Raw genomic sequence first — 24,017 nt, 5'->3', positions numbered from 1 at the left:
ATTTTCATTTCAATAAATTTGAGTTAAAAAAATACCCATACTTTGGGGAAAGATGGGTATATAAACTATGAATACTTAGCAATTACGAAAGAATACAGCTAATTCATCACACTATCAAATTAAATGGTTATTTAATTAACATTATTAAACATATGAATTAATTAAAGTACATATAAATTTTAAGATATAAATCAATTAATTTAATTTATCAAAACTTTAATTTGCCTAATTAATATCGTTCAAAAGTTTAATATTATACTTTCTCAAAATTAAAATTTGATAAATCCATATCTAGAATGTAATGCAGCTAAACCGCACTTCACATCTGAACGGGCATCATTTTGAGTACGTTCTGGCCTAACCATCTCTGACCATGAGCAACTATAAAAGTAACGACTGATCACCGCATCCATCCAATCATCTAATATTTCTGACTGACCTTGTAGATCTAAAATTAAACGTTGTACAGCTCTTGCTTCATTGTCATTGATTTCACAAGTAAGGCGTGTTTTTCTAGGTTTTGGCTCTTCAAACTCATCTAACATGTAGCCAGCAATAATTTTTAATTTTTGCTCTGCATTTAACTTCTTATACTTCTTTGCCTTAACAGCATTATCCATTGCCACAGCGATCGGATTTACACTTTTGCCTGTAGGAGCTGTATTGGTATATAACCAAGCACCAAACTGATATAACCAGCCTTCCAAGTCAAAACGGGACCAATCAACTGCTTGTAAAATATGTTGTGTTGCAACTACAGTACCCATCGTTATAAATTCCCTACTATTGCTTCTATCTGTTGAACCGCTAAACCTGATTTCACTTGCTCTGTACTAAACCGTAATACCTGATATCCCATTACCACTGCAGCGTTGTATTTCTCCATGTCACTGATATAACCCTTACCCCTTGTATGACGTCCACCACTCCATACACCGCCCTCAACCTCAACCAATATCTTCTTGCCCACAATGTGAAAATCAGCACGCCACTTACGTTTAGGATGGAATTTATATTCCTGTTCAAAGTTGATTTTTAAAACTAATAATTGGTTGGCCAAGGTTGATTCACCGATACTTTCAGCGCGTTGAGTTTTAACTCCAGTACTGCGTTTCAAGTTAGATTTCTTCTTAGTTCTAACACTGTAAAGTTTTTGGTATTCAGCGATTGAGATGCTTTCCACTTACGCTGCACCTCTACTCTTAGGTTTAAATCCAACTGCCTGCAGATGTGATTTCCAGTTTTGGAGTTCGTTGGGATCTGAGAGTTTTGCGGCAATGCGGCTTGCTAGTTTTTCAAAGGATTCACCAGGCATACTGAATTTATCGATGACATCAGGAAGTTGAGCAAGTTTGTTTGCAAACACGTAAATCTGTTGAGGTGATGAGAAAAATACTAAATCAGATTCACTGCTTGATTTGCCATTTTGCGCTTTGTCGTATTTGTGACGGTTTTTCAAAAGTGTGTCAGCGAAGTGGTAAATCAAGAGATCATCACAAAGATTATTTCCAGCATTGAAAAGCTCGAATGCTTTTTTCTCACGTTCAAACCAACTTGCTTCGATGATCCACTTTGGCACTACCGTGGGATCAGCTTGATCTAATTCCCAACGAAGTTTTTTCAAACAAAGCCAGTCTTTTTTATTTTTAGATTCTAATGGGAGATTCCTTGGGAGGTTCTGTGTCCCAAAATTGGTACTGGTCTCGGTACCAAAATCGGTACTGGTTCCAGTTCCATTATTGGTACTAGTACCGTTTTTGGAACCAGTGCCTAAATCAACACCAGTGTCATTTTTGGTACTAGTCCCCTTTTTGGTATTGGTATCTGAACTATCTTCACGTCCAAACACTCCAATTAATTGATAGACTTTTACGCCATTCCCTTTAATTTCACCTGTAAATTTAATCAACTTTTTAAGTTCAAGTTCGTCTAAAACTTTGATAATCGTTTTGCGATTTAAAGTGGTGTCTTTCTCTAACCGTTTTAAACTTGGGAAGCACTTATGGTCATCTCCAGCTCGATCAGCAAGTGATAGAAGTACTAGCTTTTGACTAGCACCATCTACAGTTGTTTTCCAAGCCCATACAGTTGCATCAAGGCTCATAATTCACCGACCTTAGGCTTTAAGTACCCACCAAATGAAATGACCTGTTCAGCTTTGATCAAGCTCGTAATAACCTGATGTGATAACCAAATTGTAATCTTGAATCGATAAGCCATCTTTTGTGCCAATTCTTCCTTGGTTACAGCAGCATTCTCTTCGTTGTAACCACGCATTCTTAGATTGCCTTTTTTGATGTCATGAATATGGTTCAGCAAAAGCAAAGTTGGTTCATAAAATGATTGGATTTCCTGAGTCTGCTTATGCTCAGGTTTAATTTGAAAATGGCTATTCATGGAACCTCCGCAATCGATTGCTCGATTTCATCTAAACGGCGTTTATGAAATAGCTCTGGCAAAGTGGCTGTACGTATATCAGCTTCCTTTACCAACTTACCGCTTTCTAACCAGTAATGATTGTTCGGTTGATACGCTTCTACCGTTTGTAAGTCTTTTATTTTAATGTGATTCATATACACAACCACATCGCTATTCATGTATTTGCCTGGCTCTTTTTCTTGTGCTAGATTGATGTCCATTCGATACTCCGAAAAGTCGTTTAGGGTGTATTGGGTACGCGGTGAATTACGGGAAGCCTGATCTGATACGTCAGGCTTCTTCTTTAAAATGAGTGAAATTTGTGCTAAATTTGAACTCATATTCATTCCACCTCGTAATGGATATAGGAAAGCCTGGGATATGAGCCTCAGGCTTTTTCTTTTTCAGGGCCTGATGTATATCTCTTCATTTGTTTTAAAGCTGCTTGGTCTACAGCTGTCGCCAATTCAATTAGATGCAATGTCAATTGATGGATCTCTTCATATTCTTGTGGTGTTACTACACCATCCTCATACGCTTCATAGACAGCTTTGTTAGTCTTTCCTGACTTAATGTTGTGCTGCATCATTGCCTCAAAAATTGACAATTCATGATGCTTACTGCGGTCACATGTCACAGGAACTAATGCAAAGCCAAGTTCATGCGCCCAAATTTTTAATAAGGCTGGATTTTGGGTGTAATAAAGAATTGCTTCTAACTTTTTAATACTGGGTAAATGGTTCGGCATATTTATATTTGCGTAATTGCAAATTGTGTTATGTGAATCCCCAATTACTTGCGCAATATCTTTAGGCGTAAATCCCGGTGTATTACTTATCATTTGCCAGATTGCGTTTTGGGCTTCTCGGCTTAAATTAATTTCCATATGTGAATCCTTAACTTTATTCACGTTTATTTAAAATATTGACCGAGGTATAAAGGTATTAGGCAGTTAAATGCTTAAATTCGGTTAAAGATGGGCATAATTCAGCAGCTTTGAATTCACCTTGTGTGGCAGATTGAGCACGCATAGCTACAAGCTCAGACATTTTTTTTGAACCACGTACCCAACCTGAAACTGCTGGTTGTTTTACACCAAGAGCTTTGGCTGTGTTTTCCTGCCCACCAAAATGGTTTACAAGTTTTTCGAAAATATTTTTCTCATCACTATTCATGGTTATCCCCTCGATGAATATAACCAATATATAACTATAGTTATTTTTAGTCAATAACTATAGTTATTTGAACCAATATAACCAAAGTTATATATTGTTATAAATTTATTGGTGTTTATTTATGTCATTAAAAGATCGATTAAAAGCTTCTAGGAAAAATGCCAGAAAAACTCAACTTGAAGTTGCTGAAGCTGTCAAAATGTCACAACCCGCATACCAAGCTTTAGAGTCAGGACGAAACCAGAAATCATCATTTCTTCCACTTATTGCTGACTTTTTAGCAGTAGACCCTTTATGGTTAACAACTGGCGAGGGAGCTTCAACAGCTGATAAAAAAGACTTGAGTTTTACAAATGTTGTTGTTAACGAAAGTCCTCTTTTTAAAATCCCTGTTCTTGATTTTGTTCAGGCAGGTATTTTTCATGAATCTGGTTATGATGGAATTAATCCAAAAGGTGAAACATACACGACTTATCGAAGTTGTAGACCTGATAGTGTTTTCTCACTAGAAGTTTCAGGATTAAGTATGTCACCTGAATTTTTACCAGGTGATAAGTTGGTGGTTGACTCAGCTAAAGATCCGTATCCAGGATGTTATGTGATTGCTCAAAACGGTAGCCATGAAGCTACTTTTAAGAAATATAGAGCTATAGGATATGATGAACATGGACGTGAAACGTTTGAATTAATACCCTTAAATCCAGACTTTCCTACGATGAACTCAATACAACATGAAATTAGAATAATTGGGGTTGTGGTTGAACATTTAAGATCATTTAATAAATAAGGCATTGGCAACTAAAGCTTTGCCATAGAATATTTCATTTGATTCATATAGATTCACAAACTAAAAACATTAACTAATCTGAGATAAGAATTGAATTAAAAGATAATTTCAAGTTATAGGTAAAGTTTTTATATTTTAACAAGACCTTTAGATAAATCAAAAAAGAACCTGCATTATGCAGGTTCTTATAAAAAATTAAGACAAGTAGTTATTAATTGATTCAATATGATGCATCATAGATAATTTCTTAACCTGACCGAGACCAGGGAAATGTTTAATTAGATGCAAATTTTTGAACTTACTTATTGCAAATGTTTCTTCGAAATTTAATATTTTAGAATCAACCTCAGTAATAAATTTTTCTAATGCATCTTTAAACTTATCACCTGGATTCTTTTGTTCTCCATCATCATAAGATAAATAATGTCTTATAAACATTGGAGCATGAGTATCAAGTTTAAAATAGGATGCATGTATTGTTACAACAATAGCTGGACCGCCTGAATCAGAAAAATCTTTCCCTGTAATTGTGTAATCTGCAAAACCTACAGTATTGGGTTTCAAGTGAAATGATGTGTGTAAATCAGAAAAATAAGATTCTGGAGGATAATCAGCATTACGCTTTTGAGATTGAAAAAAATCACCATACAACACAACTGAATTCATCTTTGCAAGAGTATTATCAGAAGTAGAACTACCTACGAAAGTAAATTTAGCTTTGTGCGAAAGGTCAACAATTTCGTCAGTTAAGCCATTTGTAAACAATGAAAATTTTTCAAGCTTATCAAGATATTGTGGATAATTGTTATCAGATGTATCTAGACAAGGAATAAATTTAATGGTGCTATCCTGAGATTTCAGGTCATCATTAATAAATGTATGAACTTTATTAAAGTCACCTTTATTAGGATTTACAATAATTAAAGGTTCAATATCATATCCATTTAAGCTTTTAATTGCAGCAATTAACTCAGAAAAGCCTTCTCGAACAGGTTCAATAATTGGAATAACTTTTGATATATCTGTATTTTCTAGAAGTTCTTTAATTGCTAAGAATTCAGACCGTTTGCCCCTTAGTATCGGATAATACATTTATTTCTCCACTTTTTAGTAAGTCTAATAAAGCTATTTGTTGCTTTTTAGAAAATTTATAACTTATAACAGCATTTGTCAGTGACAAAGGCATTGAATTGATGAATATATCATCATTTTTTCTAGTATTTTTTAAAATTTGGATATATTTCTTATTTAATTTTTCATGATCTTGATAATCATTTATAATTGACAAGCATTTTTTATAAATCAACATGTTAGGAGAAAATATTTTTTCACCTAAAATTTCTTCAGCTAATTGTTTATATTCAGATTGTCGCATTGATCCGATAAGCAAATCTTTGTTAAGTGGTACATTACGATTTTGAGCTTTACGAAGGGTTTTAAAAGTATTTGATGAAGTTAATGATATTACCCCTACTTCTTCAGGAATTACATTAAAGATTATATTCTCGAACTTCTTCGAACATACCACATATACCTCATCAAATAATTGTAAAAACGAGTTTAATTGGTCCTCTAAACGAGTCAAAGAATCATAATCTGTTTTAATCTCATAACATGTAGACTTACCATTTAGAATTACACAATCAGCTTTATTTTTACCAACTCTAAATTCCGTTAACATTGTTGCAGTATTCAGCGAATGTCTACCTAAAAGTATTTTTGTAGCAATAAGATTCTTATAGATATATTCATTTGGATAGTTTTTTTGAAGAATTTCAAAAGACTTCTGAAAAAGTTCACTTAAACTCAAATTGTTCTCATGAGAAAAGAATTGCTGAGATACTTTTTGAATATAAGATAGATCTCCAGTAGCCATGTCACTTAGTACACTACTATTGAAAATTTTTGATAGCTTTCTATATTCTAAGTCCATAACAAAAAACTCAAATGAATTCCAACTTAATTACAGCGTTGATCATACTTAATTTAACATCGAAAAGTAATCTTGACAGCCAATTTATTCCAATGTTACTTCATACACTAACAGAGTTTCATACACGCTTTCTTTTATCTATTTAGCTTCATTCCTAAAATAATTATAACTAAAGTAATAATTTTAATTATATTATCTTGACTATAAAAATAACTATAGTTATATTTATAGTCACAAATAAACAAAACCCCCGAAGCCGACCAAAGCAATTCGAGGGTTTCTACTCAAAGAGTGAGATAAGTATGAACACAAAACCGCATTCAATCAATCCCATTGTTACACATCGTGTACAGCCTATGGGCTTTTTCAAAGTTGCTTTAATAAGTGGTCTATTAACTACTGGCGCAATTGCTTTAGTAATTGATCAAAAAGCCACTGAATACAAGCCACCAGTGAATGTTCCAAACGTGACTCCCTCAGAGTATGGAATCCAAGCCTTAAAACTGACATCTGATAAATCAGGTATTGCAGTAATAAAACTTGATAGCTTCTTACTTAAAGTTAGCTTTGATTTTGAATCTCATAATGATAACTACGGTGTTCCTGGTTCTGAATTTACGGCAGTTGATATCACCAACTTAGCAATTGATGAGATCCAAGACATTAACGGCAAAGAATATAACGACTTCACAGATTACAACGATCACCGAATGATTAATCAAATTATTGTCGGATATATCGAACGTAATAAATTAGTGGAGGCTGTCTAATGAATACATCAACTACTAAAAAATCAGAATTTATAAGCGATGAAAACGGCGAATTTCGCATGCGTATTTATTCATTTGAATACATTCAGAAAAATGGTGAAATTTACCGGGTTAGTAAATCAGGATATTTGTTTCTTATCGAATTCGCAGAACACTTAGAGAAACCTTGGATTAGCCTTAATTTTGAACGTGAGCGCAAGTTTCAGAAGCGCAAAGCATTGGCTATTGGGCTTCAAAATTCAAATATTCCCTCTTACGAACGTCGCGCATATAAAAAGCGTATGGGATGGACTGGAGCATAATCATGACTAATTCAAATAATACAAACATGGATCTTTGGAATTCTTTAAGCATCACAGATCCAAAGAAAGTTAAGCCGATTACAGGTAAATCTTATAAAGGCTCATCACCTCAACCGTATTGGTTAGTTCAACGAGCTACCGAGACTTTTGGCCCTTGTGGCCAAGGTTGGGGAATTGAAATAGTTCAACAAGGTTTTCAGCAATGTAATGCCGAAACAATGATGCATTATGCGACAGTCCGCGTTTGGTATATGCAAGAAGGTAAAAAGTGTTCAGTGGAACATATGGGCGGAACAATGGCCATGTATAAAACCAGTACAGGTAAAATGATATACGACGAGGATGCCCCTAAAAAATCAGTCACAGATGCAATGGTTAAGGCGCTTAGTTTTATTGGTTTTGCTGGTGATATTTTCTCAGGTATTTGGGATGATTGGAAATATCAAGAAATGGCTGCAGCACATTACAATGAGCAAAAACAACAGCCCTCTCAAAATCAAAATAATCAGCAAAACTCAAGACAGTCTCAACAACCTAATCGCAATCAAAATAACCAAGCTAGTGGTCAGCAACAAAAGCCATTGGCTCAGCGTTATAACGATGCACTTCTAGCTATAAAAGATGCTAAAAATCCTCAAACCCTTGATAAAGCAATTAACACATTCAAAGGCACTCAATACGAGTCAGGTATATCAAAAGCCTGCCGTGCTCGAGCAGATCAAATGGGATGGAATGAAGCGCCCCCGATAAACCAAGTTCAACAACAAAATCAAATGCAGCATTGAGGTAAATATAAAATGAATTTATTAAATAGTAATGAAGCATTTTCAGCACTCATGGCTGGTAAAAATATTATGTGTCGCGCTGTTGGCGAATTGATGGACTTTGATGACTTAAATCAATTCCCTGCTACGATCTTCGCTTTACCTGGTTATGAGTTCTGCATTAAACGTGAATCTTTAACATTGTCAGATATTCAATTTACTAAGCCAGTTGAGCCGCACGATCTGGAGAATGGCCAAGAAATCTTTATTGTGATGCCAACATGTATCTTGCGTACTAAATATGATCCAGAACATGGTGATATATGTTTGAGTGTGGCAAATGGATTTGCTCAATTAGATGCTGAAAATGCACAGCTGCAGCTACAGGCATTTGGTAAAACGTTTGGCAATATGATTACAGAAATTGAAATTAAAGACGGTTTCAGTGAAAAGTCTAAAAAATCTAAAGCTCCTCGTAAAACTAAAGAAGCTTTTAAAACTGAAGATACCCCAGAAATTGAAACAGATCCTGCCTTAATAATTGATAAATTTGCAGCGAAAATTGCAAACTGTACGACAACAGAAGCTGTTCTTTTATTACGCCCAGTGTTTTTTGCTAATGGTCATCTTGAGCGTGAACATACTCAACACCTATGCAAATTGACTGAGAATAAGTTGATAGAACTTGATCCTGAGCAATATGCACCAAAACCAAGTTACATTGATCATCAAATTTATATAGATGGCATTAATGCATGTGTTTCAGAGGAAGAGATTAAAACCACTCTACACGATGTGAATGATCAAGGTTTTAGCGAAGAACAACTCTCAGAAATTAATCTTGCAAAATGTTCTAAACATGCTGAGTTTCAAGCGACTGCATTAAAGAATATTCAGGATAATCAATATGACAATCTGTTAAAAGAACTATTAGAACGTGCTAAAAAATCAAAATCACCTGCTGAAGCTAATGCCTTGTATAAATATACGGTCAATTGGACTGAAGAACAGCGTAAGCCATTGATGGATGCAATTAATAAAAGATTGAGTGAATTGGGTGCGACCGCTCCACCTCCTGAACAACCACCATCATTAGTGGTTCAGATCCAAAATGCACCTGATTTAACAGCCTTGGATATTTTAGAAATTGATGTTGCAACCCGTCATCCAGACATTCAACCGAAATTAATGGGACTGGTTCGTAAACGTCGATTTGAGCTTGAAAACTCAGTTTCCAAGGTGGTGGAAAATGAAATTTAAATATTCTTCGATCACTAGAAACTTAACCGTATTTGGCAACCGAATGACCCACATATTCAACAATGTTTCATTTTCGGAAATAGACAGTTTAATTGCGGACGCTAAATTTAAAGAAGCAGTCTGGAGATAAAAATATGAATACACCTATAGATTTAAATTCTATTTTATTTGCTCAACTTGATCGTTTGAGTAATCCAGATCTTAAAGGTGATGAGCTTCAAGCGGAAATCCAAAAAGCCGGTGCAGTTGAAAAAATCAGTAAACAGGTTATTGAGAATAACAATATGCGCTTAAGTGCTGCCAAGCTTGTTGCTGAACATAAGGGATTGAAAAATGTCGATCCAATTGAAGTTCCTCAAAATCTGATTGGGTGATTTATGTCAAAAGGTACTGCAATTAAATATTCCCAAGCTCAATTGGATTTTATTAAATCAAATTGCATCTTGGGGCGAAAAGAGTTAACTGAAAAGACTAATACTCTATTCGGAACATCTTTTACTGTTGATCAAATAAAATCCCTATGTAAGAGAAAAAAATGGAGCACGGGCAGAAGCGGTTGTTTCAAGAAAGGCTCTAAACCGTGGAATACTGGTACAAAAGGCCTTACTAAAGCTAACAAAACCAGTTTTAAAAAAGGTCGGCCAACTTGGAATGCTAAGCCCATCGGCTATGAAAGAATTTGCTCTAAAGATGGTTATGTTCTGGTTAAAACTTCTGAGCCAAGCGTGTTTGAATTAAAACATAGAATGGTTTGGGAAAAGGAAAAAGGCCTTATTCCTGAAGGCTATGTGGTGGCCTTTAAGAACCAGGATAAAACAGATTGTCGAATTGAAAATTTGATTCTAATGAGCAAGGCCGAAATGGTTAGATATAGTCAAAGCTATTACGAATTGGCTACACCAGATAGTAATGAATCTTGCCTATTAATGGCCAAGATTAAGAACTTGAAACATCAACTACATAAGCAGGTGAAGTAATGGATATTGAAAGTTTAAAACTTGAAGGAACGCCCACTGAAGTTGCAGAACAATTATTTAAGCAAATGATTGGGCCAATGTTTGAACATCTCAAAAGGTCAGATCCCCAAATGGCAACTGAATTTGGTTATTGCATAGCTGGTAATGCGATTGCTTGTTACATGAACAGTTTAGATAATATTAATCAGGCTGAACAATTAATTATTAATTCAACTCAATCTATTGCTGCTGATATTAAGCGCACTAGAAAGAAAGCTTGTTGAGGTGTTGAAATGGGTGTATTAAAAATTGAATCTGAATCTCTCAAACATTTAACGAGTCTTGTTGAGAAACTTGTTAACCAAAAAGAAGAACGTAGAATTGGCCGCGCCGAATTTGCTCACTTGCTGAATATAGAACCTGAAACTCTAGACGCTAGAATTAGAGAAGGACGCTACACGAAGCCATTTAAGGATGGTCGAAAGAGTTATTGGTTCAGTTCATATGTCCAGTCTGTAATATTAGATATAGATTCAAAAAATAAAGCCACTTAAGTGGCTTTATTTTTGAGCAAATCTTTTTGTGAGTAACATAGTGAGTAACATTATTATTTTTAATTAAAATTCATCAATAAAAGGATGGATTAAACATCAACAATATCAGCAAAATTCGCACCCAAAACCTTAGCTAAGTCTTGTGGATTAACCCCAATATCCAAGCCCCTTTTCCCACCACTAACATACATTTTACTTAACTGCTGAGCACTTTCACAAATCACCGTTTTTAAACGCTTTTTTTGACCTACAGGACTGATTCCACCGACTAAATATCCAGTTAAACGCTCTGCATCTTTAGGATCAGCCATATGTAGTTTTTTACAAGCAAAAGCACTCGCCACTTTCTTTAAATTTAATTGATGGTTCACTGGAAGGATGGCAACAAAATAGTTTTTATCATCTGTCACCATCAAAGTTTTAAACACTTCTTCAACATTTAAACCTAATTTTTCAGCAGCCTCTAAGCCAAAACTTTTTGCATTTACATCATGTTCATATTCATGAATTGAAAATTCAATTTTATTTGATTTTAAAACTTTGCAAGCAGGAGTCATAGAATAAACAAGATCAAAATTAAGAAGACATTTGAATTATAGGACTATTTATGTAAATTTTAAAATAACAATACAAATTTAAATGATGAAAATTAATACTTGTAAAATCATGGAAAACTTGATTAAAATCCTGTCATATACCTTATATTACTAGAACAATGCCATCAATCTATCAATTAAAACCAGCATTTCAAAACTTACTGCGCCCTTTTGTTCAAAAGCTTTTTAATATCGGAATCACGGCAAATCAAGTCACATTATTAGCGATGTTTATATCGCTTGGTTTAAGCTTTTTTCTATACCAGTATTATCTGAATCATGCTGTAAATGGGTGGTTATTGCTCTTCCCCTTGTGGATGTTGCTAAGAATGGCTTTCAACGCCATCGATGGAATGCTTGCCCGTGAATTTAAACAACAATCCAACTTAGGTGCGTTTTACAATGAGTTGTGTGATGTTATTTCGGACACAGCACTCTATCTATGCTTGATTGCTTTTGGCTTTATCAATGCAAAATTACTGTTATTGATTGCTTTCCTTGCAATTCTAAGTGAATACACTGGTGTAATGGCGCCACTGATTGGGCAAGAACGTCGTTATGACGGTCCAATGGGAAAAAGTGACCGTGCATTTTGGTTTAGTTTAATCACAGTCGTAATCGTCGCCTTGCCATTCTTCACTACAAATTTACAACTTCTCGGCTTAATCTGTAATGGCATACTCATTTTAATTGGTCTGCTGCTTAGTTTAACCATCTATAACCGAATTAAAAATAGCTTAAAAACAGCTTTATAAAACAGTTTCATATTTAGGGTAAATTCGTATGTATAACAACAGTCATCACACCTTTAAGAGTCATGATGGAACAGAATTGTTTTATCAACATTGGGCAACCAACTCACCGAGCGAAACAAAAAAAGCCATTCTTCTGTTTCATCGTGGACATGAACATTCAGGACGTATGGCGCATTTGGTCAAGGAACTCAATTTAAGTGATTTTGATTTCTTTGCATGGGATGCCCGCGGTCACGGCGATTCCCCTGGCGAACGTGGTGATGCACCTAGCTTCTCAGCATGTGTAAAAGATATTCAATATTTTGTCCAACATATTGAAGAAAACTATGCTATCGATGCCAAGAATATTGCTGTAGTTGCACAAAGTGTAGGTGCGGTATTGGCCGCAACATGGGTACATGATTATGCGCCTAAAATTCGCGCCTTGTGTCTCGCGTCCCCTGCTTTTAACATTAGGCTTTATGTGCCATTTGCTGAACCTAGTTTAAGAGTCATGGAAAAAATTCGCGGTAATTTTTTCATCCAAAGTTATGTTAAAGCCAAAATGCTGACCCATGATGAAGAACGTGCTCAAAGCTATGATACCGATCCTAAAATTGCTAAAGCCATTTCGGTGAGAATGTTGCTTGGGCTCTATGATGCCTCTAAGCGAATTGTTGCAGATTCACAAAACATCTTTGTACCGACTCAAGTGTTATGCTCAGGTTCAGATTTTGTGGTTTTTCAAAAACCGCAACGTGAGTTTTACCAAAAGCTTCCGCATCCTAAAAAAGAATTACATATTTTAGATGGCTTCTTTCACGATACTTTAGGTGAAAAAGATCGCCATATAGCAACAGAGAAAATACGCCGATTTATCCAGCAATGCTTTGCGGTTGAATATCAAGCTCCAGACGTTTTAAATGCGGACAAAATTGGTCCAAGTTGTGCTATCGCTGAAGATCTCAGTTCACCTTTACCCGCTAAATCAATGAAAAATGCATTTTGGGAAATCACCAAAAAGAATCTAAAAATTGGTAGCCATTTATCTAAAGGCTTAAAAATTGGTGAAGACACTGGCTATGACTCTGGAAGTACTTTAGATTTTGTCTATCGTAATCAATCTGAAAGTTCCAATCCTATTGGCAAAATCATTGACCGCCAGTATTTAAATGCGATTGGTTGGCGTGGGATCCGTGTCCGCAAACAGAACCTTGAACATTTGGTTCAGAAATATGCGGATATTCTGATTAAAAAACGCAAGCCATTGAGAATTATGGATATTGCATCTGGTCATGGGCGTTATATTTTAGATGCTGCGGTTCAACTACCAAAACGACCAGATTCGATTTTATTGCGTGATTATAGCGATATCAATGTACAAGCTGGTCAGCAAATGATTGCAGCGCGTGGACTCAATGACATTGCTGAATTTGTTCAAGCAGATGCGTTTGATACACAGTCTTTGGCCTCTGTTAAACCAAAACCATCACTTGCTGTGGTTTCGGGTTTATATGAATTATTTGCAGACAATGATTTGCTCCGTCAATCACTTGAAGGCTTAAGTAAAGCAATTCTTAAAGATGGTTATTTGATTTATACCGGTCAAATTTGGCACCCACAACAAGAATTTATTGCGCGTGCACTAACCTCACATCGTGAAGGTGATGCATGGGTAATGCGTTTACGCTCACAAGCGGAAATGGATGCACTTGTTGAAGCTGCTGGCTTTAAAAAGGTTGACCAATGTATTGATGAGTTTGGAATATTTACCGTCTCAGTCGCACAAAAGCTATAAAATTTCTGCTATCACAGTTGGTGACTTGATATAAATCAATCTAAGTCACCAATTTTTTAATTTAAATAGAATAAAAATCTACGGATGTTTTATGCAAACACTCATCAAAGAAACTGGGACATGGAAATGGGGCGTACTTTGCTTAGTTTTTCTTGCGCCTTTCTTTTTCCTCACTTATGGCTTTGCAAATCAATATGCATCAGGTCTGAGTGATGTTCCAAGTATTGTCTTTGCTTGGGAAAAGCATATTCCACTTTGGGCTTGGACGATTGTGCCATATTGGTCAATTGACCTGTTTTATGGTCTCTCCTTATTGCTTTGTTGGAACAAGTTTGAGCTTAAACAACAAGCGCTTAGGCTATTTTTAGCGCAAGTTATTTCGATTAGTTGCTTCTTACTGTTTCCTTTAAAGTTTAGTTTTGAACGCCCACCTTTAGATGGTTTTTTCGGTCTATGGTTTGATGTCCTCATGGGCTTCGATAAACCCTTTAACCAAGCGCCCTCATTACATATTGTTCTGTTGATTATCCTTTGGGATTTCTATCGTCGCCATGTACAAGGTACGTGGAAATATTTGGTCGATTTTTGGTGTGTGCTGATTGGAATCTCTGTACTCACCACATGGCAGCATCATTTTATTGACCTTCCTACAGGAATACTGGTTGGTGCTTTATGCTTATGGTTATTTCCAATTTCAGTAAAATCCCCATTCAGAAAAGATGGACTGCAACTGTTAACAGCAAAACATTTAAAGCTTGGCAGTTATTACCTATGTGGTTCAGTAATTTTCTTTATCTTAGCTTATGAGTTTAGATCATGGGGACTGTGGTTAATTTACCCTGCCGTGAGCCTGTTTATCGTTGCACATAGCTATAGTTTTGTACGTCCACATTTTTTTCAAAAACAAGAAAATGGCAAAATGACGGTTGCAGCACAAATACTGCTTGCGCCTTATTTAATCTTTGCTTGGTTTAATAGTCGTGTTTGGACCAAAAAGCATCCCGAAGATTCTTTCATCATTCAACATGAACTTAAAAAAATCTATATTGGAAGAATTCCAACACAACAAGATCACCACCAATACAATGCAATATTTGATTGTGTTGCTGAGTTACCCTTAAACCAAGCAACGGCATATCAGCAATATCTCAGTCTAGATCTGATTCCATTACAAGCCAATCAGCTTGAGTTAGCCGTAGCACGATTAAATAATTTGATGTCAAAGCTTGAAGCAAGCTCTACCCCAAATATTCTGATTTTTTGTGCCTTAGGTTATTCAAGAAGTAGCGCTGTACTCACCGCTTGGCTGATTCAACAAAACCAAGATGCCAATATTGATGAAATGGTAAACATTATTCGTAAAGCTCGCCCTTGGGTGGTATTAAAACAAGCTCAACTTGAAGAATTAGAAATTTACCATCTAAAACTGAAAGGTTTAGCGCCATGAAAATGAATTTTTATGTGGTTGCGCAACTGTTGTCTGTAACCACAGCTATATTACTTTCAGGTTATTTGGCTTTTGCCTTATCTATTTTTGCCATCCTGTTCAAAGGCTGGCAATCCTTTGAGTTTTGGGCTTTCATTGTCATTACATTGTTATTATCTGGATTTCATCACTATCTCTCATTTCGAGTTAAGTTTGATGCTCAACTCATTAAAATGATTGCACGAGAATCCCAAACTGAATCTATTGAAAACTTAACCCTGCAATTTGATCAAACCCTAATGAGTATGAAATTGATGCCCGCATCCAAAGCAGGTCGTGATTGGTCACAGCGTTTTGCAGGATGTTTTAAACTTTTAAAACTTCAAATTGCTTTATTATTGATACAATATCTGGTTTTAATGATTTTGATTTCTAGAATTATTTAAAGCGATTTTAACCTCAACTGATACAGTTTTAGCTGATATATTCAATTGTTATCGTATGATGCTTTTAATCATCTTAAATCAAGAAAATTCTCAGCTTCTCAGCAGTGAAGATCTTGAAATGCTATAAAATTCTTCTATGATTCAAAAAATAGAAATGATAAATTTGTAAAAGGAGACCAAGCTTTTTACTTTTTATTCAAAACTAAGTTTGGTTATATTTTTATTTTAATCACTTAAAAAGTAGAATTTTATACTTTAATCATCTTATTATACAGCTTGCCCCACAATAAAATGCTTCAATATCAATCGGCTTAGAGAATGAATCAACTACCTGAACAACGTTCCGAACAAGATAAAGAGTCATACAATAAACCGTCTTTAGAGCAAAAGACTCAACACTTAGATTCATCTAATGGAAATTTAGCATCACACTCTATTGCTCGCTTTATCGCATTTTTGACACGCCGTGGCGCACGACTCTTAACTGGTGCTCGTAGCTTATGGGTTGGTTGTCAGCCTGAGATGAAACAACGTATTTACTATGCCAATCACAATAGTCATATCGACTTTATCTTATTATGGTCTTCACTTCCAAAACTGATGCGTCGTAAAACTAAACCTGTTGCTGCTTCAGATTATTGGCTGAAAGATGGTTTTAGACAATTTTTAATTAAAGACACCTTTAATGGTGTCACGATTCAACGTAATCGCGAAGATAATGCAGACCCTTTACAACCTGTGAAAGACGCTCTTGCTCAGGGTTATTCGATTATTTTCTTTCCTGAAGGTACTCGAAATCTCGATGATGATCTTGAGCTATTACCTTTTAAAAGTGGCCTCTATAACTTACATAAACAATTTCCTGAGATTGAGATTGTCCCTGTTTGGATTTCAAATCTAAGACGTGTGATGCCAAAAGGTTCTTTTGTTCCTTTGCCTTTACTGTCTACCGTATGCTTTGGCTTTCCTTTAGAACAACATTTAGAAATGGATAAAGCCACATTTATAGATTATGCACAGAAGCAGCTATTACAATTAAAAGAGGTTGAGAATCAATGATTTTAGATAATCTGAATAAAACCTATCTTTTATTTGGTATTTTTGCGGGAATTTTAGTTTTTGCATCTAGTGTGGGCTTTATTCTCAAGCAAAAAGCTGGGCAAAAACCCTCATCAGTGATTGATAATTTAAACGCACGGATCAATGCTTGGTGGGTGATGTTGATCGTCATTGGTGCAGCCATCCTATTGGGTCAAACTGCATTTATTATCTTATTTGGGATTATTTCCCTGTTTGCTCTACGAGAATTTACCAGTCTATTGCCGACACGGCGTGGTGATTATTTCCCTTTACTTATCGCCTTTTATTTTGTTATTCCCTATCAATATTATTTGATCTATATCGACTGGTACGGCTTATATTCAATTTTTATTCCACTTTATGTATTTTTACTGATTCCAATTGCCAGTTTAAAACAAGAAGATACCAAACACTTCCTTGAACGTAGTTCTAAAATTCAATGGGGACTCATGGTCTGTGTTTTCTGTATTTCCCATGTTCCGGCATTACTCAATTTAAAACTAAATGGTTTCAAAGGTGAACCGATTTGGTTAGCAATCTGGCTGATTATGGTCGTTCAAGCATCCGATGTTTTGCAATATGTCTGTGGTAAGCTTTTTGGAAAACACAAGGTTGCACCGGTCTTATCACCATCAAAAACAGTTGAAGGCTTAGTGGGTGGTATTGTTTTAGCTACAGCTTTAGGTGTTGCTATGGCATGGCTTACTCCATTTAGCTATCTACAAGCGACATTGATAGGGCTGGTTGTTTGTATCTTTGGCTTTTTCGGTGGTTTGGTGATGTCAGCCATCAAACGTGACCGTGGTGTCAAAGATTGGGGGCAGTTAATTCATGGTCATGGTGGAATGTTAGATCGGATTGATTCTATCTGCTTTTCTGCACCCATCTTCTTTCATATTTTAAGATATTGGTGGAGTTAGTCTGTCGAACTTTTCAAAAATGAAAAGGCGACAAATCTTCTGTTAGGTGAGCGGTACGTCCTATACTGCTGCCTAACGGCGATTTCTATGTCGCCTCACGATAGAAATACCTTCTATGTTTCATCAATCAAAAAGCAGGTTAATTGATCTCAGCAGCAAAATACGGATTGGTATTGAATACTCATTTTCCCACTAGTGTAAGAAGCCTAATCATTAAAAAGTTATTGCTTCAATTGAGTCAAATTCAGGACAAAATAATTTACTACTCTTTGTATCTTTTAAATTGAGTTTGACTTTTACAATCTTCCAATTGGTTTAAAGTAGATTGAGTTATTTCTGGAAAATCACTTTTCCTGCCTGTCTTTAAATTTATTTCAGTATGAGTAGTTGCTAAACTTAAAATTGCTTTATCTTCATTTTTATAAAAATCAACATCAAATATAGCATGACTAGTTTTCACAACTATTTGTTTATTATTATTTAAATCATAGAAAACAATCTCATTATTTTGTGGAGAACTCTCGCTGAATTTCTTAGGAATCCCCCAAACTACTAAATAACTATTATTACAATTAGTTTTGTATCCATTAATTTCACCTAATTTTATCTTTTTCATATGCCTATCTTTCTGCACATTCAATGTGCTTGCATTTTCCAGTTTTACATTCAAACTTGTGGAAGCGTAAGAAATACAGGTGAAAAGACATATGCCTAATATTGAAATATATTTAATCATGATAATGATTTGATCTGTTTTTTTTTAAGCTCATTTTTTCCCATATTTTTCTTCATCATATTGTTTGGCTAAGTCAATACGGTAGGTATAATCTTTCCAGCGTTCATGGACATATCCTTTATTATCTTCTTTATTTTTCCAACTCAAATCGTTGAGAGCATAATGTTGTAAATCCATTCGACTAGGTTTATTAAATCCTAATTTTTTTAATATTGCCTCTAATTCAATGCTTTGACCATCAAAACTTGCTCCTATACGCCAACCAATACCAGTGAAAACAATAAGGGCTATTAAGGCTGTTATTTGAATTCCCGTATCACTAAATAACATTTGATTTATCGTATCGGATATAAAATAATCTATAATTAGTTGTATAAACATTACAAATAAGCAAACTCCCCCCATTAATTTCATCCCAAATATTCTATATCGAAATCGACCTTTAACTACTTCTTGGCCTGTCCATGTATAACTGTTTTTTTGATCAATAATAGTTGCTGCATAAGCATATTTATTTTGACCCGAAAGTGGTTCAGCAATCACTTTAACCATATCTCCCTTTTTAAACATCACTACAGGGAAACATCCTTTAAAGTAATGCTTTTGATCATTTTCATCTGTGATTTCTATGGCAAAATCACTGACTTCAATACCATCATCACTAGCAGCAAAACTTGCTAAAGCAGCATTCCCAATTTGTCCGACTAGTACTGAACCGACAGCTATTGCACCTGTAGCCGTTTGCATACTGGCATTTAAGTTCTGCATGGTTTCACTGGTCAATAGATCAGTTACTTCACCTTCAATAATAAAAAGCCTTTCTGCTAATTCGTCAATCATTTGGTCTGTTTTTTTAAGCTCATTTTTTTCCATATTTTTCTTCATCATATTGTTTGGCTAAATCAATACGATAGGTATAATCTTTCCATCTCTCATGGATAAAATCTTTTTCTTTATTTTTCCAACTTAAATCACTCAATGCAAAATTTTGTAAATCCATTCGACTTGGTTTATTAAATCCTAATTTTTTTAATATTGCTTCTAATTCAATACATTGATCATCAAAACTTGCACCTATACGCCAACCTATCAAAATAAAGACACACATACATACACATAAAGTAATAAATATAGGTGGATACAAAATAAAAGTGATATTTCCATCAAATAAAGCAAATGAAGTAAACAACATTATTGAAAACACCCCCCCAGCCCCTATCAGTTTCATCCCAAAAACTCTATATCTAAATCTTCCTTTAACTACTTCTTGACTAGCCCATATATAATTATTCTTTATATCAATAATAGTTGCTGCACGAGCATATTTATTTTGACCCGAAAGTGGTTCAGCAATCACTTTAACCATATCTCCCTTTTTAAACATCACTACAGGGAAACATCCTTTAAAATAATGCTTTTGATTATTTTTATCTGTAAGTTCTAAAGCAAAATCACTAACCTCAATACCTTCATCACTGGCAGCAAAACTGGCTAAAGCAGCATTCCCAATTTGCCCGACAAGTGCTGAACCTACAGCTATTACACCTGTGCTTGTTTGCATATTGGTATTTAAGTTCTGCATGGTTTCACTGGTCAATAGATCAGTTACTTCACCTTCAATAATAAAAAGCCTTTCTGCCAATTCGTCAATCATTCGGTCTGTTTTTTTTAAACTCATTTTTTCCCATATTTTTCTTCATCATATTCTTTAGCCAAATCTAAACGATAAGTGTATTGCTCCCAACGATCAGGATATTCATTCATTTTTATTTTATTTTTTCTATTTACTGAAAAAACTGAAAAGTCATTTAAATTTGCCATACTGGGGTTATTAAAACCCAACTTTTTCAATATTGCTTCTAATTCTATACTTTGGCCATCAAAACTTGCTCCTATTCGCCAACCAATCGCTGTGAAAACAATAAAAGCAATTAAGGCTGTTATTTGAATTCCTATATCACTAAACAACATTTGATTTATAGAATCTGACATAAAATAATCTATGGTTAGTTGTATAAACATTACAAATAGAGATCCTCCCGCCATCATTTTCATTCCAAAAATTCTGTATCGAAGCCGTCCATTAAATACTTGTTGAGCAGTCCATATATAATTATCTTTTTTATCAATAACAGCTACTGCATAAGCATATTTATTTTGACCTGAAAGCGGCTCTGCAATGACTTTCATCATATCTCGTTTTTTAAACATCACCACAGGAAAACATCCCTTAAAGTAATGCTTTTGATCATTTTTATCAGTGATTTCTATGGCAAAATCACTGACTTCAATACCGTCATCACTAGCAGCAAAACTTGCTAAAGCAGCATTCCCAATTTGCCCGACAAGTGCTGAACCTACAGCTATTGCACCTGTACCCGTTTTCATATTTGTATTTAAATTCTGCATGGTTTCACGCGTCAATAAATCCGTTACCTCACCTTCTACGATAAAAAGCCTATCTGTCAGTTCATTAATCATTCGGTCTGTTTTTTTTAAACTCATGTATTACTACTCTATTATGCAAATAGTGTCTGAAAATCTTCGACTTCTTGCTTTTCAGGCATCAGTTGATTTGTTTTTAAAGTTCTAAAAGTAGAATACTGGCACCAACGACGAAGTTTTGTAGACTCCATATATATAAATACCGTAACTTCAACTAAAGTTAAAATTAATCCTATACCACTTGCCCATGCTACCCCACGAAGCAAAGCAACACGAAGTGCTTCCTCTGTAAGTTTAGTAGCAATTAAGCGTCCTCCTAAGCGTTGAATTAAAGGGCTTCCACCAACCCTTTTTAAGTAGTCCATCAATGGGCTAATATAGGTCAACGCTGCTAATAAGCCAAATAAAGATGCTAAACCACCACTCAAACTTCTTAAAAAATAAAGTGTCATTAAAGAGCGATGTATCGTACCTATTTTATTTTTTTCTTCAAAGCCTTTAACCAAATCTAATACACAAGTAATTGTTCCTGCAATCGTACTTAAACTACCTGCCGCCCATTTAATACCTGCTCTTTGAATATTTGCAGCACCTCGCGTGGCTGCTGCTCCAGCACCACCATAACTAGTTTGAGTTGCAACTTCACGAACTCCTTTTGCCAAACCATAAAAAATATCTAAACCAAACGCCATCAATGCGGATACAGATGCCACCAAAGCAGCAATTTGTACCGAGTCTTTATATTTACCCGAATTGAGCATATGCGCTAAATTAATCGCCTCAATAAATACAAGAATTCCTGATGCCCTCACCTGATGATAATTATTGGTATTGTTCGCCATACCTTTACTACCCGCTTTTTCAATTTCTTCTAAGGTCAATGCCACTTGTTGTTTTTTTGCCATAGCATCATCGATCAATACATCTAAAGAACGTAATGTTGCTTCTTTTGCATTTTTTGACAGCTGGCTAGCTGCTCTTTCACTGAGTTCTGGACTGAGTTTGATATTTCCATAATTTTGTTTTTCAGGATTTATATTATGTACAATTTGATCAAATCTTAATTTTTCAGCCAAATCCCCCATCTGAGCAAAAAGTAACTTTTGAGAAATTGCACTTACAAATCGACTTTCTGCGGTTGTGCCCATACCTGCTCTAAAGACCACTCGAGAAAAGTTAGAAACATAAAGCATCACTTTCTTTTCTGTTTTAAAAAATCCGATATTGCCTTTATTTTTGTCTATTCCCTGATTCCTTGCCCACTCATCCCATGCAGAATCAGTTTTCTTTAAAAAGTCTATTGTGCCTTTCATGGCTTTAAGACCAACAGCGGTAAAATCAGTTGCAGCTCTTTTCAGTTCGTCATGCTTTGCCTTGGCTTCTAACTGATTGCTATACAAGCCACGAATAAATAAATTTTTACGTTCAAATTCTGGCTTTTTAACCCAATCATCTAACTGTTTTGCACCTGCTTCTGCACCTTCCATTCCAAATAACATAGACGCAACATGAGCTTTAAACGCACAACCACTTCGTAAATTTTTCTGATCATAGGCATCTAAAGCATCAAATAAACTTTCAGAAACAACCCAGTTCAAATGCTCTTGAGCACGTTGGTTTGCAACCTTCAAAGCTGTGTCATATTTTTGTGTTGATTCCTGCTTAAACGCTTCAATTTCTTTATAGTTTAAGTTATCGAGTAGAACTTTGCGGTCAGTTTGGAAGTTAGCTTCTCCAACAACCTCACCATGACCTGCCCGTGTTTTCATCGTACGCTCATGTTGTTCGATAAGCTCTTTTTTGCTTCGCTCGAACTGCTCAATAGCAGCCTTATCATTTCTTTTTTTAGCATCTGCAAGCTGCTGTTCAGTAATAATTAACGTGCTTTGATATCTTGCTTCGATTGCTGGTGCTGTTTGTTCATGAATTTCATTTTCGCGCTGTACGATTTTTGCCTTATTTTTAAGCAATGATCCTTCGATGCTTTCCACACGTTGCACTGAGTCCAGTTTACGCTGATTGGTGACACCGTATTTATCTTTTGCTTCTAAAAAATCATCTACAGGGACATAAGCTTCATTTCGATATTCATTTAGCTTTACAGTAATGCCAATTGGGTCATACAGCACTATAGATGCAAAGGCTTTAGGTTTCTCAGCAAATTTAGTCAGCAGTTTACTCCAGCGGTCAGAGCCAAATGACAAAGGGAAACTCACGCCGTCCTTTAACGTTGAATTGTTTAAACAATGTTCTTGTTGTGATGATCCTTTAGCCCATCCTGCAACATCTATAGATTGCCATTTCCCTGAACTGACATATTCATCCGCTTTCGCTTGGTATTCTTTTCTTTTTTCATCAGTCATGGGGGCGTGGGTGTATATCAAATATGCCTTCTCGGCCAAATTCGTTGCAATATATTCAATGGTGACAAATGAGGCAAATAACGCATGTTCATTTCCTTTACATGCAAACTCAAGCACAGATACAGGTGCAGGTTTGTCTAATGGAAAAGATGATAAATAGCCTTGCGGTGTGACAATGTACCCCATCCATTCATAACCTTTTTTTCTCTTCACCATTGCATAAATATAACTAGAATCAATCATTTCAGTTGTATATTTAGAGTATGACAATGCTACGTTTTTTACATTTTTCCCAAGTTGTGATGAAAGTTGTGGGGCTTTTTCTTGAGTTACCGTATAACGTAAAGGCAAAATCTGCAAACCAAGTTTACGGCAAAAATTACATTGGTCTTTACTGCCTTTTGCATCTGAAGTTTGTTGATTGACTTGTATTGCAGCATTCGCAGCTTTTGTTATCGCATTTGGAGCAGCTAAAATATCTTCTCCCTGTCTACGTTGTTCGGCTTTTTTGTTTTCTCTTCTTGCAAAAGCTTCTTTATCACCGCCCATTTTAT

The 24,017-nt window shown here is 35.4% G+C and carries 30 protein-coding genes; 15 read left to right on the top strand and 15 right to left on the bottom strand.

Annotation, left to right across the window (positions count from 1 at the left end):
• Positions 1 to 269: 269 nt before the first annotated feature.
• The 7 genes from PYV58_RS10130 to PYV58_RS10100 form a co-directional block, all read right to left on the bottom strand.
• Positions 270 to 767: a hypothetical protein gene (locus PYV58_RS10130; protein ID WP_034616646.1), complete on the bottom strand. Its 498-nt coding sequence runs from the start codon at positions 765 to 767 to the stop codon at positions 270 to 272.
• A 2-nt stretch (positions 768 to 769) separates the two neighbouring features.
• A complete protein-coding gene (locus tag PYV58_RS10125; protein ID WP_034616643.1) occupies positions 770 to 1,183 on the bottom strand; it encodes a DUF559 domain-containing protein in 414 nt (137 codons plus the stop codon).
• On the bottom strand, positions 1,184 to 2,104 hold the full coding sequence (locus tag PYV58_RS10120; protein ID WP_034616640.1) for a helix-turn-helix domain-containing protein: 921 nt from the start codon (positions 2,102 to 2,104) through the stop codon (positions 1,184 to 1,186).
• Positions 2,101 to 2,397: a hypothetical protein gene (locus PYV58_RS10115; RefSeq protein ID WP_034616638.1), complete on the bottom strand. Its 297-nt coding sequence runs from the start codon at positions 2,395 to 2,397 to the stop codon at positions 2,101 to 2,103. The genes PYV58_RS10120 and PYV58_RS10115 overlap by 4 nt, the downstream gene beginning before the upstream one ends.
• On the bottom strand, positions 2,394 to 2,639 hold the full coding sequence (locus tag PYV58_RS10110; RefSeq protein ID WP_034616722.1) for a hypothetical protein: 246 nt from the start codon (positions 2,637 to 2,639) through the stop codon (positions 2,394 to 2,396). Before PYV58_RS10110 ends, PYV58_RS10115 begins: the two co-directional genes overlap by 4 nt.
• 167 nt (positions 2,640 to 2,806) lie before the next feature.
• The gene (locus PYV58_RS10105) at positions 2,807 to 3,304 is read right to left on the bottom strand and encodes a phage regulatory CII family protein (RefSeq protein WP_034616635.1); all 498 of its coding nucleotides are present in this window, start codon (positions 3,302 to 3,304) and stop codon (positions 2,807 to 2,809) included.
• A gap of 58 nt (positions 3,305 to 3,362) precedes the next feature.
• Positions 3,363 to 3,593 (bottom strand): Cro/CI family transcriptional regulator, encoded by a 231-nt coding sequence (locus tag PYV58_RS10100; protein ID WP_034616632.1) that lies wholly within the window; start codon positions 3,591 to 3,593, stop codon positions 3,363 to 3,365.
• Positions 3,594 to 3,714: 121 nt separating this feature from the next.
• Here PYV58_RS10100 and PYV58_RS10095 point away from each other — a divergent pair, with 121 nt between their 5' ends.
• A complete protein-coding gene (locus PYV58_RS10095; protein WP_034616629.1) occupies positions 3,715 to 4,380 on the top strand; it encodes a LexA family transcriptional regulator in 666 nt (221 codons plus the stop codon).
• 195 nt (positions 4,381 to 4,575) lie between these two features.
• Here PYV58_RS10095 and PYV58_RS10090 read toward each other — a convergent pair whose 3' ends face one another.
• The gene (locus PYV58_RS10090) at positions 4,576 to 5,472 is read right to left on the bottom strand and encodes a sce7725 family protein (protein ID WP_034616626.1); all 897 of its coding nucleotides are present in this window, start codon (positions 5,470 to 5,472) and stop codon (positions 4,576 to 4,578) included.
• On the bottom strand, positions 5,438 to 6,313 hold the full coding sequence (locus tag PYV58_RS10085; RefSeq protein WP_034616623.1) for a sce7726 family protein: 876 nt from the start codon (positions 6,311 to 6,313) through the stop codon (positions 5,438 to 5,440). The genes PYV58_RS10090 and PYV58_RS10085 overlap by 35 nt, the downstream gene beginning before the upstream one ends.
• A 302-nt stretch (positions 6,314 to 6,615) precedes the next feature.
• On the opposite strand from PYV58_RS10085, the gene PYV58_RS10080 reads away from it, so the two are divergent.
• The 8 genes from PYV58_RS10080 to PYV58_RS10045 all read left to right on the top strand — a co-directional run bounded on the left by PYV58_RS10080 (position 6,616) and on the right by PYV58_RS10045 (position 10,919).
• Positions 6,616 to 7,083, top strand: a complete 468-nt coding sequence (locus PYV58_RS10080; RefSeq protein WP_034616621.1) for a hypothetical protein — start codon at positions 6,616 to 6,618, stop codon at positions 7,081 to 7,083.
• Entirely contained in the window at positions 7,083 to 7,385 is a 303-nt protein-coding gene (locus tag PYV58_RS10075; RefSeq protein WP_034616620.1) for a hypothetical protein, read from the top strand. Before PYV58_RS10080 ends, PYV58_RS10075 begins: the two co-directional genes overlap by 1 nt.
• Positions 7,386 to 7,387: 2 nt before the next feature.
• Positions 7,388 to 8,170 carry a hypothetical protein gene (locus tag PYV58_RS10070; RefSeq protein WP_034616618.1) on the top strand — a complete coding sequence of 261 codons (783 nt, stop codon included), beginning with the start codon at positions 7,388 to 7,390 and terminating at the stop codon, positions 8,168 to 8,170.
• Between the two features lie 12 nt (positions 8,171 to 8,182).
• Positions 8,183 to 9,409, top strand: a complete 1,227-nt coding sequence (locus PYV58_RS10065; protein ID WP_034616615.1) for a hypothetical protein — start codon at positions 8,183 to 8,185, stop codon at positions 9,407 to 9,409.
• A gap of 134 nt (positions 9,410 to 9,543) precedes the next feature.
• Complete coding sequence (locus tag PYV58_RS10060; RefSeq protein WP_034616612.1) at positions 9,544 to 9,783, top strand: hypothetical protein; 240 nt, start codon at positions 9,544 to 9,546, stop codon at positions 9,781 to 9,783.
• A 3-nt stretch (positions 9,784 to 9,786) separates the two neighbouring features.
• Complete coding sequence (locus PYV58_RS10055; RefSeq protein WP_034616611.1) at positions 9,787 to 10,386, top strand: HNH endonuclease signature motif containing protein; 600 nt, start codon at positions 9,787 to 9,789, stop codon at positions 10,384 to 10,386.
• On the top strand, positions 10,386 to 10,649 hold the full coding sequence (locus PYV58_RS10050; RefSeq protein ID WP_034616608.1) for a hypothetical protein: 264 nt from the start codon (positions 10,386 to 10,388) through the stop codon (positions 10,647 to 10,649). Before PYV58_RS10055 ends, PYV58_RS10050 begins: the two co-directional genes overlap by 1 nt.
• Positions 10,650 to 10,658: 9 nt before the next feature.
• Entirely contained in the window at positions 10,659 to 10,919 is a 261-nt protein-coding gene (locus PYV58_RS10045) for a hypothetical protein (protein WP_034616606.1), read from the top strand.
• A gap of 89 nt (positions 10,920 to 11,008) precedes the next feature.
• Here PYV58_RS10045 and ybaK read toward each other — a convergent pair whose 3' ends face one another.
• A complete protein-coding gene (gene ybaK / locus PYV58_RS10040) occupies positions 11,009 to 11,476 on the bottom strand; it encodes a Cys-tRNA(Pro) deacylase (protein ID WP_275059811.1) in 468 nt (155 codons plus the stop codon).
• Positions 11,477 to 11,634: 158 nt separating this feature from the next.
• Between ybaK and PYV58_RS10035 the strand changes: the two genes are divergently transcribed.
• The 6 genes from PYV58_RS10035 (at position 11,635) to PYV58_RS10010 (ending at position 17,919) form a co-directional block, all read left to right on the top strand.
• A complete protein-coding gene (locus PYV58_RS10035; RefSeq protein WP_034617948.1) occupies positions 11,635 to 12,270 on the top strand; it encodes a CDP-alcohol phosphatidyltransferase family protein in 636 nt (211 codons plus the stop codon).
• A 28-nt stretch (positions 12,271 to 12,298) separates the two neighbouring features.
• On the top strand, positions 12,299 to 14,047 hold the full coding sequence (locus tag PYV58_RS10030; protein WP_034617947.1) for a bifunctional alpha/beta hydrolase/class I SAM-dependent methyltransferase: 1,749 nt from the start codon (positions 12,299 to 12,301) through the stop codon (positions 14,045 to 14,047).
• Positions 14,048 to 14,138: 91 nt separating this feature from the next.
• Positions 14,139 to 15,494 (top strand): phosphatase PAP2/dual specificity phosphatase family protein, encoded by a 1,356-nt coding sequence (locus PYV58_RS10025; protein WP_034617945.1) that lies wholly within the window; start codon positions 14,139 to 14,141, stop codon positions 15,492 to 15,494.
• On the top strand, positions 15,491 to 15,919 hold the full coding sequence (locus PYV58_RS10020; protein ID WP_034617944.1) for a hypothetical protein: 429 nt from the start codon (positions 15,491 to 15,493) through the stop codon (positions 15,917 to 15,919). The genes PYV58_RS10025 and PYV58_RS10020 overlap by 4 nt, the downstream gene beginning before the upstream one ends.
• Positions 15,920 to 16,237: 318 nt before the next feature.
• Positions 16,238 to 16,978 (top strand): lysophospholipid acyltransferase family protein, encoded by a 741-nt coding sequence (locus tag PYV58_RS10015; RefSeq protein WP_004821804.1) that lies wholly within the window; start codon positions 16,238 to 16,240, stop codon positions 16,976 to 16,978.
• Positions 16,975 to 17,919 (top strand): phosphatidate cytidylyltransferase, encoded by a 945-nt coding sequence (locus tag PYV58_RS10010; protein ID WP_034617942.1) that lies wholly within the window; start codon positions 16,975 to 16,977, stop codon positions 17,917 to 17,919. Before PYV58_RS10015 ends, PYV58_RS10010 begins: the two co-directional genes overlap by 4 nt.
• A gap of 262 nt (positions 17,920 to 18,181) precedes the next feature.
• Here the strand turns inward: PYV58_RS10010 and PYV58_RS10005 are convergent, their stop codons facing one another.
• The 5 genes from PYV58_RS10005 to PYV58_RS09985 all read right to left on the bottom strand — a co-directional run bounded on the left by PYV58_RS10005 (position 18,182) and on the right by PYV58_RS09985 (position 24,012).
• The gene (locus tag PYV58_RS10005; protein WP_155768705.1) at positions 18,182 to 18,535 is read right to left on the bottom strand and encodes a hypothetical protein; all 354 of its coding nucleotides are present in this window, start codon (positions 18,533 to 18,535) and stop codon (positions 18,182 to 18,184) included.
• A gap of 150 nt (positions 18,536 to 18,685) precedes the next feature.
• Positions 18,686 to 19,528: a putative type VI secretion system effector gene (locus tag PYV58_RS10000; RefSeq protein ID WP_275059810.1), complete on the bottom strand. Its 843-nt coding sequence runs from the start codon at positions 19,526 to 19,528 to the stop codon at positions 18,686 to 18,688.
• Positions 19,515 to 20,333 carry a putative type VI secretion system effector gene (locus PYV58_RS09995; protein ID WP_275059809.1) on the bottom strand — a complete coding sequence of 273 codons (819 nt, stop codon included), beginning with the start codon at positions 20,331 to 20,333 and terminating at the stop codon, positions 19,515 to 19,517. The genes PYV58_RS10000 and PYV58_RS09995 overlap by 14 nt, the downstream gene beginning before the upstream one ends.
• The gene (locus PYV58_RS09990) at positions 20,330 to 21,160 is read right to left on the bottom strand and encodes a putative type VI secretion system effector (RefSeq protein WP_275059808.1); all 831 of its coding nucleotides are present in this window, start codon (positions 21,158 to 21,160) and stop codon (positions 20,330 to 20,332) included. The genes PYV58_RS09995 and PYV58_RS09990 overlap by 4 nt, the downstream gene beginning before the upstream one ends.
• Before the next feature lie 14 nt (positions 21,161 to 21,174).
• The gene (locus tag PYV58_RS09985) at positions 21,175 to 24,012 is read right to left on the bottom strand and encodes a T6SS effector BTH_I2691 family protein (protein WP_034618339.1); all 2,838 of its coding nucleotides are present in this window, start codon (positions 24,010 to 24,012) and stop codon (positions 21,175 to 21,177) included.
• Positions 24,013 to 24,017: the final 5 nt, after the last annotated feature.

The organism is Acinetobacter sp. TAC-1, assembly GCF_029025845.1.
GTDB lineage: Bacteria > Pseudomonadota > Gammaproteobacteria > Pseudomonadales > Moraxellaceae > Acinetobacter > Acinetobacter guillouiae.
This window is presented reverse-complemented; position numbering and strand designations above follow the sequence as displayed.

Bases quoted from the DNA above. Each gene is read 5' to 3' on its own strand.
- PYV58_RS09995 (WP_275059809.1), bottom strand. From the start codon at position 20,333: ATGAGTTTAAAAAAAACAGACCGAATGATTGACGAATTGGCAGAAAGG.
- PYV58_RS10130 (WP_034616646.1), bottom strand. From the start codon at position 767: ATGGGTACTGTAGTTGCAACACAACATATTTTACAAGCAGTTGATTGG.
- PYV58_RS10080 (WP_034616621.1), top strand. From the start codon at position 6,616: ATGAACACAAAACCGCATTCAATCAATCCCATTGTTACACATCGTGTA.
- PYV58_RS10015 (WP_004821804.1), top strand. From the start codon at position 16,238: ATGAATCAACTACCTGAACAACGTTCCGAACAAGATAAAGAGTCATAC.
- ybaK (WP_275059811.1), bottom strand. From the start codon at position 11,476: ATGACTCCTGCTTGCAAAGTTTTAAAATCAAATAAAATTGAATTTTCA.
- PYV58_RS10115 (WP_034616638.1), bottom strand. From the start codon at position 2,397: ATGAATAGCCATTTTCAAATTAAACCTGAGCATAAGCAGACTCAGGAA.
- PYV58_RS10100 (WP_034616632.1), bottom strand. From the start codon at position 3,593: ATGAATAGTGATGAGAAAAATATTTTCGAAAAACTTGTAAACCATTTT.
- PYV58_RS10060 (WP_034616612.1), top strand. From the start codon at position 9,544: ATGAATACACCTATAGATTTAAATTCTATTTTATTTGCTCAACTTGAT.
- PYV58_RS10095 (WP_034616629.1), top strand. From the start codon at position 3,715: ATGTCATTAAAAGATCGATTAAAAGCTTCTAGGAAAAATGCCAGAAAA.
- PYV58_RS10085 (WP_034616623.1), bottom strand. From the start codon at position 6,313: ATGGACTTAGAATATAGAAAGCTATCAAAAATTTTCAATAGTAGTGTA.
- PYV58_RS10045 (WP_034616606.1), top strand. From the start codon at position 10,659: ATGGGTGTATTAAAAATTGAATCTGAATCTCTCAAACATTTAACGAGT.
- PYV58_RS09990 (WP_275059808.1), bottom strand. From the start codon at position 21,160: ATGAGTTTAAAAAAAACAGACCGAATGATTAATGAACTGACAGATAGG.
- PYV58_RS10110 (WP_034616722.1), bottom strand. From the start codon at position 2,639: ATGGACATCAATCTAGCACAAGAAAAAGAGCCAGGCAAATACATGAAT.
- PYV58_RS09985 (WP_034618339.1), bottom strand. From the start codon at position 24,012: ATGGGCGGTGATAAAGAAGCTTTTGCAAGAAGAGAAAACAAAAAAGCC.
- PYV58_RS10075 (WP_034616620.1), top strand. From the start codon at position 7,083: ATGAATACATCAACTACTAAAAAATCAGAATTTATAAGCGATGAAAAC.
- PYV58_RS10010 (WP_034617942.1), top strand. From the start codon at position 16,975: ATGATTTTAGATAATCTGAATAAAACCTATCTTTTATTTGGTATTTTT.
- PYV58_RS10005 (WP_155768705.1), bottom strand. From the start codon at position 18,535: ATGAAAAAGATAAAATTAGGTGAAATTAATGGATACAAAACTAATTGT.
- PYV58_RS10050 (WP_034616608.1), top strand. From the start codon at position 10,386: ATGGATATTGAAAGTTTAAAACTTGAAGGAACGCCCACTGAAGTTGCA.
- PYV58_RS10090 (WP_034616626.1), bottom strand. From the start codon at position 5,472: ATGTATTATCCGATACTAAGGGGCAAACGGTCTGAATTCTTAGCAATT.
- PYV58_RS10025 (WP_034617945.1), top strand. From the start codon at position 14,139: ATGCAAACACTCATCAAAGAAACTGGGACATGGAAATGGGGCGTACTT.
- PYV58_RS10000 (WP_275059810.1), bottom strand. From the start codon at position 19,528: ATGGAAAAAAATGAGCTTAAAAAAACAGACCAAATGATTGACGAATTA.
- PYV58_RS10070 (WP_034616618.1), top strand. From the start codon at position 7,388: ATGACTAATTCAAATAATACAAACATGGATCTTTGGAATTCTTTAAGC.
- PYV58_RS10065 (WP_034616615.1), top strand. From the start codon at position 8,183: ATGAATTTATTAAATAGTAATGAAGCATTTTCAGCACTCATGGCTGGT.
- PYV58_RS10020 (WP_034617944.1), top strand. From the start codon at position 15,491: ATGAAAATGAATTTTTATGTGGTTGCGCAACTGTTGTCTGTAACCACA.
- PYV58_RS10105 (WP_034616635.1), bottom strand. From the start codon at position 3,304: ATGGAAATTAATTTAAGCCGAGAAGCCCAAAACGCAATCTGGCAAATG.
- PYV58_RS10035 (WP_034617948.1), top strand. From the start codon at position 11,635: ATGCCATCAATCTATCAATTAAAACCAGCATTTCAAAACTTACTGCGC.
- PYV58_RS10055 (WP_034616611.1), top strand. From the start codon at position 9,787: ATGTCAAAAGGTACTGCAATTAAATATTCCCAAGCTCAATTGGATTTT.
- PYV58_RS10030 (WP_034617947.1), top strand. From the start codon at position 12,299: ATGTATAACAACAGTCATCACACCTTTAAGAGTCATGATGGAACAGAA.
- PYV58_RS10120 (WP_034616640.1), bottom strand. From the start codon at position 2,104: ATGAGCCTTGATGCAACTGTATGGGCTTGGAAAACAACTGTAGATGGT.